General features: G+C 68.0%; 13 protein-coding genes. 7 read left to right on the forward strand and 6 right to left on the reverse strand.

The window, feature by feature from the left end; all coding sequences use genetic code 11:
- Nucleotides 1-16: 16 nt before the first annotated feature.
- On the reverse strand, nucleotides 17-985 hold the full coding sequence (locus D6T63_RS01175; RefSeq protein WP_120147190.1) for an alpha/beta hydrolase: 969 nt from the start codon (nucleotides 983-985) through the stop codon (nucleotides 17-19).
- A gap of 126 nt (nucleotides 986-1111) precedes the next feature.
- On the opposite strand from D6T63_RS01175, the gene D6T63_RS01180 reads away from it, so the two are divergent.
- From D6T63_RS01180 to D6T63_RS01190, 3 genes are all read left to right on the forward strand, one after another.
- Complete coding sequence (locus D6T63_RS01180) at nucleotides 1112-1747, forward strand: trimeric intracellular cation channel family protein (RefSeq protein WP_120147191.1); 636 nt, start codon at nucleotides 1112-1114, stop codon at nucleotides 1745-1747.
- Nucleotides 1748-1809: 62 nt separating this feature from the next.
- Entirely contained in the window at nucleotides 1810-2235 is a 426-nt protein-coding gene (locus D6T63_RS01185) for a hypothetical protein (RefSeq protein ID WP_120147192.1), read from the forward strand.
- Nucleotides 2235-2711 (forward strand): HIT family protein, encoded by a 477-nt coding sequence (locus tag D6T63_RS01190; protein ID WP_120147193.1) that lies wholly within the window; start codon nucleotides 2235-2237, stop codon nucleotides 2709-2711. Before D6T63_RS01185 ends, D6T63_RS01190 begins: the two co-directional genes overlap by 1 nt.
- A gap of 339 nt (nucleotides 2712-3050) precedes the next feature.
- On the opposite strand, the gene D6T63_RS01195 is transcribed toward D6T63_RS01190, so the two are convergent.
- The 4 genes from D6T63_RS01195 to D6T63_RS01210 form a co-directional block, all read right to left on the reverse strand.
- Nucleotides 3051-3674: an endonuclease domain-containing protein gene (locus tag D6T63_RS01195; RefSeq protein WP_235830518.1), complete on the reverse strand. Its 624-nt coding sequence runs from the start codon at nucleotides 3672-3674 to the stop codon at nucleotides 3051-3053.
- A 686-nt stretch (nucleotides 3675-4360) separates the two neighbouring features.
- The gene (locus D6T63_RS01200) at nucleotides 4361-5455 is read right to left on the reverse strand and encodes a polyprenyl synthetase family protein (RefSeq protein ID WP_120147195.1); all 1095 of its coding nucleotides are present in this window, start codon (nucleotides 5453-5455) and stop codon (nucleotides 4361-4363) included.
- 9 nt (nucleotides 5456-5464) lie between these two features.
- Nucleotides 5465-6781, reverse strand: a complete 1317-nt coding sequence (locus tag D6T63_RS01205; protein WP_120147196.1) for a geranylgeranyl reductase family protein — start codon at nucleotides 6779-6781, stop codon at nucleotides 5465-5467.
- Nucleotides 6782-7546, reverse strand: coding sequence for a demethylmenaquinone methyltransferase (locus D6T63_RS01210; RefSeq protein WP_120147197.1), 765 nt, complete (start codon nucleotides 7544-7546; stop codon nucleotides 6782-6784). It abuts the gene before it with no gap.
- A gap of 178 nt (nucleotides 7547-7724) precedes the next feature.
- On the opposite strand from D6T63_RS01210, the gene D6T63_RS01215 reads away from it, so the two are divergent.
- The 4 genes from D6T63_RS01215 (at nucleotide 7725) to D6T63_RS01230 (ending at nucleotide 11605) form a co-directional block, all read left to right on the forward strand.
- Nucleotides 7725-9071, forward strand: coding sequence for an isochorismate synthase (locus D6T63_RS01215; RefSeq protein WP_120147198.1), 1347 nt, complete (start codon nucleotides 7725-7727; stop codon nucleotides 9069-9071).
- A gap of 111 nt (nucleotides 9072-9182) precedes the next feature.
- Nucleotides 9183-9971, forward strand: a complete 789-nt coding sequence (locus tag D6T63_RS01220) for a transporter substrate-binding domain-containing protein (RefSeq protein WP_120147199.1) — start codon at nucleotides 9183-9185, stop codon at nucleotides 9969-9971.
- An 84-nt stretch (nucleotides 9972-10055) separates the two neighbouring features.
- Nucleotides 10056-10841, forward strand: a complete 786-nt coding sequence (locus D6T63_RS01225; RefSeq protein ID WP_120147200.1) for an amino acid ABC transporter permease — start codon at nucleotides 10056-10058, stop codon at nucleotides 10839-10841.
- A 5-nt stretch (nucleotides 10842-10846) separates the two neighbouring features.
- The gene (locus tag D6T63_RS01230; RefSeq protein ID WP_328588639.1) at nucleotides 10847-11605 is read left to right on the forward strand and encodes an amino acid ABC transporter ATP-binding protein; all 759 of its coding nucleotides are present in this window, start codon (nucleotides 10847-10849) and stop codon (nucleotides 11603-11605) included.
- A gap of 10 nt (nucleotides 11606-11615) precedes the next feature.
- On the opposite strand, the gene menD is transcribed toward D6T63_RS01230, so the two are convergent.
- Complete coding sequence (gene menD, locus D6T63_RS01235; RefSeq protein ID WP_120147201.1) at nucleotides 11616-13364, reverse strand: 2-succinyl-5-enolpyruvyl-6-hydroxy-3-cyclohexene-1-carboxylic-acid synthase; 1749 nt, start codon at nucleotides 13362-13364, stop codon at nucleotides 11616-11618.
- Nucleotides 13365-13389: the final 25 nt, after the last annotated feature.

Raw genomic sequence — 13389 nt, forward strand, 5'->3', positions numbered from 1 at the left:
CGGAACGGGCCCGCCCTCAGGGAAGCGGCGGCCGCCCGAGGAACGCGGCGACGTCCGCATAGACCTCCCTGGACTCGGGGAGGCGTGGGAACGCCGGGAAGACGTGGAACCCGCCAGGATAGACCTTCATGGTGACGTCCGCCCCTGCAGCGACAGCCCGGTCGCGGAACACTGTCGCATCAGCCATGCAGACGTCGCGGGAACCCTGGTAGATGCGCGTGGGCGGGACCGTGGCCAGCATGTCGTCCGGAGCGCAGGCAGGACTGATCAGCGGTGTCCTCGGATCGTCGCCACCGGCCCACCAGAGACCGGCCTGCACGCCGCCGGCCACGGAGAGCATGGGGTCGACGGCGTCGTACTTGGGGATCTCGGGATTGGTTGCCGTGACATCGAGCCAGGGTGAGAAGGCGACGATGCGGCCCGGTCGCGGCAGGCCGGCGTCGGAGAACGCCCAGGGTTGCGCGATGGCGAGCCCGCCGCCGGCCGAGTCCCCCATGAGCGTCACGTCGTCGGGCGCGGCCGTGCGGAGGACGTCCCGGTACACCGAGACGAGGTAGGGATACGCCTCGTGATAGGTGCTCTCAGGCGCCAACCGGTAGAGCGGCACGGTGACGGCGGCACCGGTTCGCTTCGTCAGTTCGGCGATGATCCACCAATGCGGGCGCCCCAGTTCGTTGATGTAGATTCCACCGTGCGTATAGATGATGTGAGATTTCGTGGCACCGAGCAGGGGCCGGACGGTGATGGTGCGCACGCCGTCGACCTTCTTCTCCTGGATGGTGTGCGTCTGCTTGAAGGTCCAGGGGATGGCGGCGATGGACGGGTAGGTGCGGCCGGGGTACTTGGCGTTGACCCAGTCGGTGCCGTTGAGGTTCCGCTTGGTCGGCAGGTAGCCGATCAGGCGGGACGCGATACGCATGGCCCTCGAGCCGTCCTTCGTGCTCGGTCCGACTGTTCCGGCGCCTGCTGCGTATCCGCTCGTCATGGGCCCAGCCTAGTGTGGCGCCCCTTGCCCATGCCGCCTCTGTCATGCTGGTCAGGGCCCTCGTGCCGCCGGTTGACGAACGGCCGCACTCCAGCCCGGAGACGCTTCTGCCCGCCGAAGGAAAAGATGGATACAGCCTCGCACGTTGCCCTCGCCGCCGATCTCCTCGGGGTCTTCTTCTTCGCCGTGTCCGGCTCCCTGCTCGCGGCGCGCAAGGGCTTCGACCTCGTCGGTTCGCTCCTCCTCGCGTCTCTCGCTTCCCTCGGCGGCGGCGTCGCCCGGGACCTCATCATCGACGTCCCGCCCGCGGCCTTCACCAACCCTGCCTACCTGCTTCCTCCGTTGCTGGCCACGATCGTGGTCTACTTCGTCTTCTCGGGCGTCGAGCGCGTCAAGCGCGTACTGGTGATCTTCGACGCGGCCGGGCTTGCCCTGTTCTGCATCACGGGGACCGTCAAGGCACTGGACGTCGGCCTCAACCCCGTGTCCGCCGTCCTGCTGGGCGTGACCACCGCCGTGGGCGGAGGTCTGCTGCGTGACGTCGTCGCGAATGAGATCCCACAGCTGTTCGATCCGCGGGACATCTACGCCTTGCCCGCGATGCTGGGCGCCGTCATCGTCACCGTGCTCTACCTGACCGATACCTTCACCCTCGTCACGGGCACCCTGGCTGCCTCGCTGGTCTTCTCCTTCCGCGTTCTGGCATGGCGCTACGGCTGGCACGCCCCCCTTGCAGCACGGACGTGGAGCGCGCGGAGGTGACCCGCGCACAGGACGCGGCGGCTAGGATGGGAGCATCCCCCACCACCACTCCTGGAGTACCTGTGACTGAGCTGTTTTCCGAGAAATTCCGAGCCCTGGTGCCCCAGTACTTCGAGGACGAGTGGGCCGAGGAAGACGGACTGACCGAGGACGAGCTGTCCGAGATGCTCGCGGACAAGGACTTCGAACTGCCCCTGGCCCTGCGGGAGTTCTACCGTGCGGTGGGAGCCACCGAAGACATCATGGAGGCGTTCCACTTCTTCTGGGATCCCGACGAGCTGGAGGTCGAGGACGGCTTCCTCCTGTTCCTCGAGGACGAGGACGAGGAGTACACGTGGGGCATGAAGGCTGACCAGCTTGACGTCCCCGACCCGATCGTCTGGCGGCGCAACAACGTCCGCGGCGAGTGGCAGAGCGAGGAGGGCACCTTCAGCGAGTACGTGCTCGACCTCTTCGAGTGGGTCTTCGAGGAGAACGCGGAGGACTGATGGAGTTCGCCCACCACGCACCCGAGGGCTACCAGTGCCCGTTCTGCGACCTGGCTCGAGCGGATTTCAGCAACCCAAGGAACCTCTGCCGCCCGGGTGACATCATCTACTCGGATGACCTGGTGCTGGCGTTCATCGCCTCGCACGGCTTCGAGCCGAACCCCGGCCATGTGCTGGTCACCCCGCGCGCCCACGTCGAGTTGCTGTACGAACTGCCCGATGACGCAGCCGCGCGCATCATGACGCTGACCCGCGACATCGCGATCGCCATCAAGCTCGCCTGGGCGCCCGACGGCGTCTCGACGCGGCAGCACAACGAACCGGCGGGCAGCCAGCACGTCTGGCACTACCACCAGCACGTCCTGCCGCGCTGGCACGACGACGGCTTCTACTTCACGCCGAAGCGGCCGATCGTCGACCCCGTGATCAGGGCGCGGAAAGCGGACGAGCTGAGGGCACTCCTGCCGTCGAGGTAGCACACGCTCCGAGGTGTGCCCCTTTCGCGGGCGTCACGCAACGCGAGCACTCCTCGCCGTACACGCGTGATGCGCTCTCCCTCAACCCCTGTTGCGAGCAGCCCTACCCGTCACGCCGCCGTCGTTCCCCTGTTGCGAGCAGCCCTACCCGTCACGCCGCCGTCGTTCCCCTGTTGCGAGCAGCCCTACCCGTCACGCCGCCGTCGTTCCCCTGTTGCGAGCAGCCCTACCCGTCATGCCGCCGTCGTTCGTGGTTTTCGGACCCGCAGCTGCGTGTCGGCCACGACACGCCGCGTACCAGCAACGACGCGAGCAGGACGCAGGAACGATGGCGGTTCCTCACCTGACCGGCCGGCGTCCGAGAACCTGCAGCACCTGCGCCAGAAGCTCCTCCGGGTGGAATATGACGTCCTCGTACGTGAAGCGGAGGAGGGCGTAGCCCCCGATGATCGTCGTGTTGTTCCTTCGAAGATCCCGTTGGAGTGCCTGACGGTCGGAATGATATGCCGCGCCGTCCACCTCGACCACCAAGAAGTTCTCGACGAGGAAATCCACCCGTCCCACACCGGGTATCGGGACCTGGGACCGAACATCCAGACCAGCACCGGTGAGGATCAGGCGAGCCACAACTTCGACGGCGGAGTCCGCGGTGCAATCGACCTTGGCCAGGGCGGAACGAGCTTTCCCATTGCGCCGCCCGGGTAGCCGCGCCTCGAGAAAGGAGGGCACGGTGTGGCCACGCCGGAGTGCGCACTCCACGATGGGAGCGGACTCCTCTTCAGGTCGGCACTGCAAAACGTGCACCAGCACATCGGCGAGACCGACCAACGGCAGTCGGGGATGCACCGGAACCGACCGTGTGCGGTGGTTCACGCACGCGGTATCGACGCCATCCGTCCGGCTGAGGTGGACCTCCTGCGGCTCACGGATCCGCCACAGATCGTAGTAGGAGGCGGCGGACACACAACTCAATCGCGCATGCTCACGTACTGCCGTCACAAGCTCCGGCGCGGCGTCATGCAACGCAAGTACTCCTCGCCGTACACGCGTGATGCGCTCACCATCGACTCCCTGGTCGATCTCCCAACGACTGACGCCCCTTGCTCGGAGAACATGGGTAGGGGCCACGCCACCGAGGGACCCCAGCACTTCCTCAAGACTCACGAACCCCAGTAGACGCCGCTTGCGCGTCCCTTGTGGCCGCGCAGACGGTATGTGCACAACCTCCTGCATCGTCGTGTCCTGGTCGAACGATTGCTGCTCGGCGACCGAAACTGCTGTCGTTCCCGGTTTTCGGCTCCGAAGCGCGTGTCCCGACGGAACACGCCGGCCGTCAAGGTAGCCAATCACAGAAGGCAGGAACGACGGCGGCTAGCCTGCCCGACGACCGAGCCTGCTGTCGTTCCCGGTTTTCAGCCCCGAAGCGCGTGTCCCGACGGAACACGCCGGTCGTCGAGGCAGCCAATCACAGAAGGCAGGAACGATGGCGGCTAGCGTGCCCGGCGACCGAACCTGCTGTCGTCCCGGCTTTCAACCCCGAAGCGCGTGTCCCGACGGAACACGCCGGTCGTCGAGGCAACCAATCACAGAAGGCAGGAACGACGGCGGCCAGCGTGCCCGACGCAAGGTACGGAAGGGGCCGGCCGGAGCTAGACGTCCCTGCTGACCACTGCCTGCGCGAAGCTCGCCAGGGCATGCTTGACGACGCTCTCGGGCAGCGGGTCGAGGGCAGCCACGGCGTCGTCCGCCCACTGCTGCGCCACGGCCCAGGCCTCCTGTGTCTGCGGGTGGGAGCGGACGGCTGCCACCGCTCGGGCGAGGGCCTCGTCGGAGGAGAGGTCACTGTCGACGAGGGCGACGACGTCGGCGGCGGATTGATCCCCGGCGGCCGCGGCTCGGCGCAGCAGGATGACCGGAAGCGTGGGAACACCCTCGCGCAGATCCGTCCCCGGTGCCTTGCCGGACTTGACCTTGAGTCCGGTCACGTCGATGACGTCGTCGGCCAGCTGGAATGCGACGCCGACCTTCTCGCCGTAGGAGACCATGATGTCGACCACCTCGCGCGGGGTGTCCGCGAAGATCGCACCGAGCTGCCCGGAAGCCGCGACCAGCGAACCGGTCTTGTCGGCGATGACGGAGAGGTAGTGCTCGAGGTCGTCCTGGCCGTCCCTCGGTCCCACTGTCTCGTGCAGCTGTCCGAGGCAGAGACGCTCGAACGTGCGGGCCTGTATGCCGAGGGCCTCACCGCCGAGTTCCGAGACGAGGATGGAGGCCCGGGCGAAGATGAGGTCACCGGTGAGGATGGCCACGGAATTGCCCCACACCTCGTGCGCGGTGGGAGCACCGCGGCGGTAGGGCGCGGAGTCCATGACGTCGTCATGGTAGAGGGTGGCGAGGTGCGTCAGCTCGACGACGACGGCCGCCTGGACGACCTTCGTACGCGCCGGATTGCCGAGGTGCGAGGCGAGGATCGTCAGGAGGGGACGGATGCGCTTGCCTCCGGCCTCGACGAGGTGGCGGCTCGTGGCGTCGGCGAGGGGATCGGAATTGGCGATGGCACCGCGGAGCTGCTTCTCGACCTCCGCCAGGCACGACGAGACGGACGGCCCCAGTTCCGGGTCCTCGGCGATGAGGGCGAAACCTGGAGGCAGGCGGAGGGAGTCAGCATCGTCCGGGATGTCTGCCGTGTCCAGCGCGCTGTTGAGACCCACGCTGGCCCACCCGGAGTTGAAGGATTGTGTCACGGTCTAAGACTAACCACGTGGGACGGCGCTGTGCGCACGCCGATAATCCATGACGGTCGGCTGGTTGGTCGTGGGCGGAACGAGTGACTCGAGCAGGTGGATCACGCGGTCCTCGAAGCCGCGCCCTCCGGCGTCGGTCAGGTTGGCGAGCATCCGCACCACGAAACGCATGAGGAGCGGGATCGGCATGCCGGTGCGTAGCGCCAGCGACAGGATCGCGGGCTTGCCGATCAGCTGGGCGAAGATGCGGCCCAGCGTGAAGTGGCTACCCCACTGTGCGCGCACGTACGGCGCGTACCCCGACATCACCTGGTCGCGTCCGAGCAGCGAGGACACCGACTGTGCCCGCTCGATGAACTCGGCTGCGTGCCGGGCGGACTCCATCGCGTAGGAGATTCCCTCACCGTTGAACGGAGAGACCATGCCGCCGGCATCGCCGAGCAGCAGCAAGCCGGGGCTGTAGTGCGGCGTGCGGTTGAAGCCCATGGGCAGGGCCGCGCCGCGGATCTCGCCCACCTGGTTCTCCGGGGAGAAACCCCACTCGGACGGCATCCCGGCGGTCCAGTCGCGCAGCACCTGCTTGTAGTCCAGCTTGCCGAACTCGGCGGACGAGTTGAGGATGCCGAGGCCTACGTTCGAGGTGCCGTCGCCGACGCCGAACACCCAGCCGTACCCGGGCAGCGGCTTCCCAGTGGCATCCGGCAGTTCGAGCCAGCCCTCCATCCAGTCGTCGTTGGTGCGTGGGCTCGTGAAATAGGTGCGGACGGCGACGCCGAGGGGCCGGTCGTCACGCTTCTGCATGCCGAGGCTGACGGCGGTGCGGGTCGAGTTGCCGTCGGCGGCAAGGACGACGTCGGCCGTGAAATCGCGTCTCTCACCCGTCTTGCGGCCGTCGGCGTCGAGCAGGTTGACCGTCACTCCCGTGACGCGGCCGTTATCGTCGCGCAGGGCGGTCGACACCGAATGACCCTCGAGGATGGTTGCACCGGCGGAACGGGCGTGCTCGGCGAGGGCCTCGTCGAAACCGAGGCGCGTCCGGACGAGCCCGTAGTCGGGGAAGTCGCTGAGCTCCGGCCAGGGCACCTCGACGGTGCGCTTGCCCGCGATCAGGCGGAGTCCTTTGTTGCGACGCCATCCCTCGCTCTCGTCGTGCGGGAGGCCGAGGAGTTGCAGCTCACGGGTGGCACGGGGCGTCAGGCCGTCCCCGCACACCTTCTCGCGCGGGAACCAGGTCTTCTCGAGCACCGTGACCTCGATGCCGGCGCTCGCCAGGTAATACGCCGCAGTGGAACCGGCGGGGCCGGCTCCGACGATCAGGACCGACACCTAGTCCGCCGCCGATGTGCGACGCCGTAGACGGACCTGCCCGGGCAGGAGCGGCTCGTCGCCGGGTGCCGCGGGCGCCTTCGAGGCGCGGTGCACGGCGACGATCCCGCCGTTGAGGTTCCGGTACTCGACATCGTTCCACCCGGTGTCGCTGATCCAGGCCGCCAGCTCATCCTGGTTGGGCCAGGCGCGGATGGACTCGGCGAGGTAGACGTAGGCGTCGGGGTTGGAGCTGACCTTGCGAGCAATCGCCGGCAGCGCGCGCATCAGATACTCGGTGTAGGTGGTGCGCCAGAGGGCGACGGTGGGCTGCGAGAACTCCGCGATGACCAGCCGGCCGCCAGGTCGGGTGACCCGCAGCATCTCGGCGAGGGCCTTCCTCGGCTCGTTCACGTTGCGGAGCCCGAAGGAGATGGTCGACGCATCGAAGGAGTTGTCCGCGAAGGGGAGATTGGTGGCGTCACCGGCGACGAAGTCGATGTCCGGCCGCCGGCGCTTGCCGACCTTCAGCATGCCGAGCGAGAAGTCGCAGGCGACGACGTCGACCCCCGCGTCCGCGTAGGGCTCACTCGAGGTGCCGGTGCCGGCTGCGAGGTCCAGTACCCGCTGGCCCGGCTCCGCTCCGACGGCGTCCACGACGATGCGCCGCCAACGGCGCGTCTGTCCCAGGGACAGGACGTCGTTGACGACGTCGTACTTGGGCGCCACGTCGTCGAACATGGCTGCTACTTCGTCAGGGCGCTTCTCCAGCGATGCACGATTCACCTCCTTAGTGTCTCAAACAATGCCGCCCCGCCTAACCGCTGCAGGAGCGTTGCCGCACGGCCGTGAACCCGGACCGCGGCCGTGCGCGGAGGGCGATGCCACGACGTGCCGAACCTCACGGCACGGCCCCCGTCGAGCACTGATCCGGCTGCAGGCCGCGGAGTACGCTTGAGGCATCATGAGCACTCCGTCCCTCACCGCGCTGACGCCTGCGCCCGGACAGTCCCGCGGGCTCCGCAGCATCACGTTGGCACGCGGCGACATGGATCCGCAGTCGGGCCTTCTCGGATACGTGGTGCGCAACGACGCCCGCACCTGGATACGCCGCGGCGAAGGGCTCGTCGCCTACGGCGAGACGGCGCGTTTCACGGTCACCGGGCCGGACCGCTTCACCCAGGCCCAGGAATGGTGGCGACGCGAGCTCGCCGGAGCCGCGGTGCAGGACGATCTCGGTGTTCCCGGATCCGGACTGATCGCCTTCGGTTCCTTCGCCTTCTCGAAGACGTCCCTGCACGAGTCCCGCCTGATCGTCCCCGAGGTGGTTCTCGGCTGCAGCGAGGGCAGGGCCTGGCTGACCTACATCACGGATGACGCCGAGGCGGAGCTGAGCGCCGAAGCAGCGGAAGCCGCGCTGGCGGCCTACCTCGTGGAACCCGATTCCGACCGCTCCCCCAGGCCCGACGACAGGCTCGGCCCGGGCGTCCTCAGCGAGGACCAGTACAAGCTCGCCGTGGCACGTGGCGTCAAGCACGTGCAGGCCGGAGAGCTGAGCAAGCTCGTGCTGGCACGGGACGTCGTCGCGCACCTCGAGACGCCGGTCGCCACGGCGCAGGTGCTGCGCGAACTCGCAGTGCGCTACGAGGACTGCTGGACCTACGCCGTCGACGGACTGATCGGCTCGACGCCGGAGATGCTCATCAAGGTGGAGAACAACACCGCGCAGGCACGTGTCCTCGCCGGCACCCTGGACCGCGCCAATGCCCCGGCGGACGATCCGGACTATCCGAACCGCGTGCTCGCCGGTTCCGAGAAACAGCTGCACGAGCACCAGATCGCCATCGACTCGCTCACCGAGACGCTGCAGCCGTTCACCAGCTCCATGACCTCCCACAGCGAGCCGTTCGTCCTGCAGCTCCCGAATGTCTGGCACCTCGCATCGGACGTCACCGCCCAGCTGGCCGTGGACGACGGCGGACAGGTGCCGACGTCGTTGGCCCTGGTCCAGGCGCTCCATCCCACCGCCGCTGTGTGCGGCACGCCCACCACCGTCGCCGGCGCCCTGATCCGCGAACTCGAGCATCTCCAGCGCGGCCCCTACGCCGGTCCCGTGGGCTGGATCGACGCCGGAGGCAACGGCGAGTGGGGCATCGCCCTACGCGGCGCCGTCATAGAGACGCCGACGCGCGTGCGGCTCTATGCGGGCTGCGGGATCGTCGAGGGTTCCCTGCCCGACGCCGAGCTCGCGGAGACCTGGAGCAAGTTCCGGCCCATGATCCAGGCCCTCGGACTGTCCGCCCCCTCCTGAATCTTGGTTACCAATAAGCAATGCCTGTAGCCTGTGACGCACATCTCGCTTTCGTAGCTAGAATCAGCAGGACCTTTTTCCGCTCCCCCTTTCCGCACACGTGAGGTACCCATGCTTTCCAAGAAATCCGCAATGCTGGCCGCCATGGCCGCCGGCGCCCTCGCCCTCAGCGCGTGTGGTGGAGGCTCCGACGACGCCGGCTCCGGCGAGGACAGTGGTTTGAACCTCGTGGCCGAGGGCTCGCTGACCGTCTGCTCGGACATCCCCTACCCGCCCTTCGAGTTCGAGGAGAACGGTGAATACACCGGCTTCGACATGGACCTCATGAGGGAGATCGCCACCGGGATGGACCTCGAGCTCGCCGTTCAGGACGTCGAGTTCAACGGCCTCCAGAGTGGCGCGGTCCTGGCGGCCCGCCAGTGCGACATCGGGGCCAGCGCCGTCACCATCACGGAGGAGCGCCAGGCGAACCTCGCGTTCTCGGACCCGTACTACGACTCGCTGCAGTCCCTCCTGGTCCCCACGGATTCGGACATCGCCTCGATCGACGACCTCGCCGGCAAGAAGGTCGGCGTCCAGCAGGGCACCACCGGTGAGACCTACGCGTCGGAGAATGCTCCTGAGGCCGAGCTGATCCAGTTCCCCTCTGATGCCGAGATGTACGCCGCCGTCCAGGCCGGCAACGTCGACGCCCTCCTGCAGGACCTGCCCGTGAACATCGGCCACACCGAGGATGGCGCCTTCACCATCGCGGAGGAATACCAGACGGATGAGCAGTACGGCTTCATCATGGCCAAGGAAGGCAGCGAGGCACTGGTCACCGCAGTGAACGAGCAGCTGGCCGCGCTGCGGGACAACGGCACCTACCAGGACATCTACGACTCCTACTTCGCGGAGTAGCCCGACCCGACCTGCGCGGCACCGGCAGTCCGAGACTGCCGGTGCCGCGCGGGTGCCACTTCCGAAGGAAGGTAGTTCCCCCGCGTGAAACGATCGACACGCAGACGCCTCACCCAGGGCGTCCTCTACGCGGCCTTCGCTGCCGTCGTCCTGTTCGTCATCCTCGCCGCGGACTGGGGCAAGATCCAGTCCAACTTCTTCGACCTCGACGTCGCCGTGGCCACGTTCCCGGAGATCGTCTCGATCGCGGCGAAGAACACCGTGGTCTACACGGCGATCGCCTTCGTCGGCGGCCTGCTGATCGGGCTCCTCATGGCGCTCATGAAGCTCTCGCCGGTCCTGCCGTACCGCTGGCTGGCGACCGCCTACATCGAACTGTTCCGCGGGCTGCCCGCCCTGCTCGTGATCTTCGGCTTCGCCTACGCGGTTCCCATCGCGTTCCAGTGGCGTCCGCCGGGCGGCAACGCCGGTGCGGGCCTGATCGCCCTCATCATCGTCTCCTCGGCCTATATCGCCGAGACCATCCGCGCCGGCATCGAGGCGGTGCCGAAGGGCCAGGTCGAGGCGGCACGTTCCCTGGGCATGAACCCTGCCTGGACCATGATCACCGTCGTCCTCCCCCAGGCGTTCCGCATCATCACCCCTCCCCTGACCAACGAGCTCGTGATCCTCATCAAGGACACGTCCCTCCTGTTCATCGCGGGTATGGCCATCGGCGACCGAGAACTGACCACCTTCGCCCGTGACGCCCTCACCAGCCAGGCCAATGCGACGCCGCTCGTCGTGGCTGCCCTGCTGTACCTGGTCATCACGCTGCCGCTGACCCAGCTGGTCGCGAAGCTCGAACGACACAACAAGAGAGGCCGGTGATTCCGGTGGCCCAGCCAGCATCGGGTACCGCGGCTGTGCCCGCCATCGAGGTACGCGCCCTGTGCAAGACCTTCGGCAGCAACGAGGTACTCAAGGGCATCGACTTCCACGTCGACCAGGGCGAGGTGGTGTGCGTGATCGGCCCGTCGGGTTCCGGCAAGTCGACACTGCTCCGTTGCGTCAACCGGCTCGAGGAGCCCACGAGCGGGACCGTCATGGTCGAGGGTGTCGACATCACCGACGAGGAGACCGACCTCGACGGCATCCGCACCCGGATCGGGATGGTCTTCCAGCAGTTCAACCTCTTCCCGCACCTCAGCGTCCTGAAGAACCTGACGCTCGCGCAGCAGCGTGCGAAGAAACGGGGCAAAGCCAAAGCCACACAGATCGCCCTGAGGAACCTCGAGAAGGTGGGCCTGTCGGAGAAGGCCGAGGCCTTCCCCGCGCAGCTCTCCGGTGGCCAGCAGCAGCGCGTGGCCATCGCCCGCGCGCTATCGATGGATCCGGACATGATGCTGTTCGATGAGCCCACGAGTGCCCTGGACCCCGAACTGGTCGGTGACGTACTCGAGGTCATGAAGCAGCTGGCCAGGGAGGGCATGACCATGATGGTGGTCACCCACGAGATGGGCTTCGCGCGCGAGGTCGGCGACCGCGTGGTCTTCATGGACGGCGGCGTCGTCGTCGAGCAGGGAAAGCCCGAGGACGTCCTCGGGAACCCGCAGCACGAGCGGACAAGGCTGTTCCTGTCGAAGGTGCTCTGAGGGAGAAGGCCTAGAGGACGAGTGCGTCCGCCACAGCCCGGCGGATGCGTGCATGCAGGTCCCGGAGCGTACTGCGGTCCGCCCGGACCTCGAGGATGGAGCGGCCCACGATGGGCCGCTCCATCGCCGTATCCAGCTCGGTGAGGGTGGTGGCACGCTCGTATCGGAGTCCGTAGGCCGCGGCGAGCGCCGCGATGTCCACGGTGTGCGGAGTCCCGAACAGACGCTCGACGGCGGCCCCGTAGCGGGCGGTCGTCGACTCCGCGCCGTGCTCGAGCAGACCGAAGATTCCGCCGCCACCGTCATTGAGGACCACGATGTGCAGGTCGGGCTGCGGTTCCCCGCTTCCCAGGAGAAGGCCGCCGACGTCGTGCAGGAACGTCAGGTCCCCCAGGAGCACGCGTGTCGGTATGCCTGCGGCGAGCGCCACGCCGGTGGCTGTCGAGATGGTGCCGTCGATCCCGGCGAGCCCGCGATTGGCGAAGACCTCCAGCGGATGCCAGTCCGTCGACGCCACGAGATCGACGTCCCGGATCGGGTTCGAGGAGCCGAGCACCAGGTTCCCGTCGGTGTGCTCCCACACGGCGTCGGCGACGTGCAGCCCTGTGATGCGGTCCTCGTCGGCGAGGAGCACCTGAATGGCCGCCTCCGCCATCGCCCCGGCTTCCCGCCATGATCGCAACCAGCCGTGCTTGCCGGGCCCGGCGAAATCGATCAGCTCGGGCAGGTTGTCGATGATGCGCTCGGGGCGTCGGCCCTCGTCGAACCAGGACACGGGCTCGGGAAGGTACAACGCGTGCTCGACGTCGGATCTCGCCAGAAGGGCGGTGACCGGCCGGGAGAGCGTCGGCCTGCCGAACGTCACCACCCGGGTGATGGCCGGGCCGATGTGCTCGAGGAGCAGTCGGTACGGGGCGATGGCGCTGCTTCCGAAGCGCGCGTTCGACGACGGCTCGGCCAGCAACGGGAGGCCGAGATGGGCTGCGAACACCGCGGCGAGTTCACCGGCACCGTGGCCGGCGACCACGACGGTGGCGTTGCCAACGGTCCGGAACGCGCTCGCGGTCGAGCGCCGATCCACCGTCGGGCGGGCGTCGACGACCGAGGAGGGCACCGACCCGGCGGGGATCGAGGGCACCGAGCCGGCGGGAGCGGAGAGCTCCGACCCGTCCGCGGATGCGCCGTCGGGCACCAGCGGGTCACGGAAACCGAGGTTGAGGTGCACGGGCCCGGGTGGCTGTGTGGCCAGGCCGTCCACGGGACGTCCGAGCGCAGTACGGAGGGCCTCGCCGATCAGGCTGCCCGGTTCCTCCCCCGCTTCGAGGTCGAGGCCCGCGCGCACATGGACGCCGAAGAGGTTCGGCTGCACGGTGGTCTGGTTCGCGCCGGTCCCTCGCAGCTCGCCGGGCCGGTCTGCCGTCACCACGACAAGGGGCACAGCCGCGTGGTTGGCCTCCATCACGGCCGGCAGCAGTTCGCCCGCGGCCGTGCCCGACGTCGTCACGATCGCCGCTGCCCGCTGCCCGCCGAGGGCCAGACCGAGCGCCGTGAAGGCACCGGACCGTTCGTCGATGCGGACGTGCAGGCGGACCAGACCCGCCGCCTCCGCCTCCGCGAGGGCGTAGGCGAGCGGTGCGCTGCGGGACCCCGGAGCGATGACGACATCGGTGACCCCTCCCGCCACGAGGGCCCGCACGGCACGTGCTGCCGACGCGGCGGAGTCGAAGGGGGCCGGAGGGAACGCAGCAGTTTCGGTCACGTCTCCATCCTCACACCCCCGACAC

This window comes from Arthrobacter cheniae (assembly GCF_003602275.1).
Classification (GTDB): Bacteria; Actinomycetota; Actinomycetes; order Actinomycetales; family Micrococcaceae; genus Arthrobacter_D; species Arthrobacter_D cheniae.

Excerpts from the sequence above, each read along its gene's own strand:
- D6T63_RS01175 (WP_120147190.1), bottom strand. The coding sequence starts at position 985 with ATGACGAGCGGATACGCAGCAGGCGCCGGAACAGTCGGACCGAGCACG.
- D6T63_RS01180 (WP_120147191.1), top strand. The coding sequence starts at position 1,112 with ATGGATACAGCCTCGCACGTTGCCCTCGCCGCCGATCTCCTCGGGGTC.
- D6T63_RS01190 (WP_120147193.1), top strand. The coding sequence starts at position 2,235 with ATGGAGTTCGCCCACCACGCACCCGAGGGCTACCAGTGCCCGTTCTGC.
- D6T63_RS01215 (WP_120147198.1), top strand. The coding sequence starts at position 7,725 with ATGAGCACTCCGTCCCTCACCGCGCTGACGCCTGCGCCCGGACAGTCC.
- D6T63_RS01220 (WP_120147199.1), top strand. The coding sequence starts at position 9,183 with ATGCTTTCCAAGAAATCCGCAATGCTGGCCGCCATGGCCGCCGGCGCC.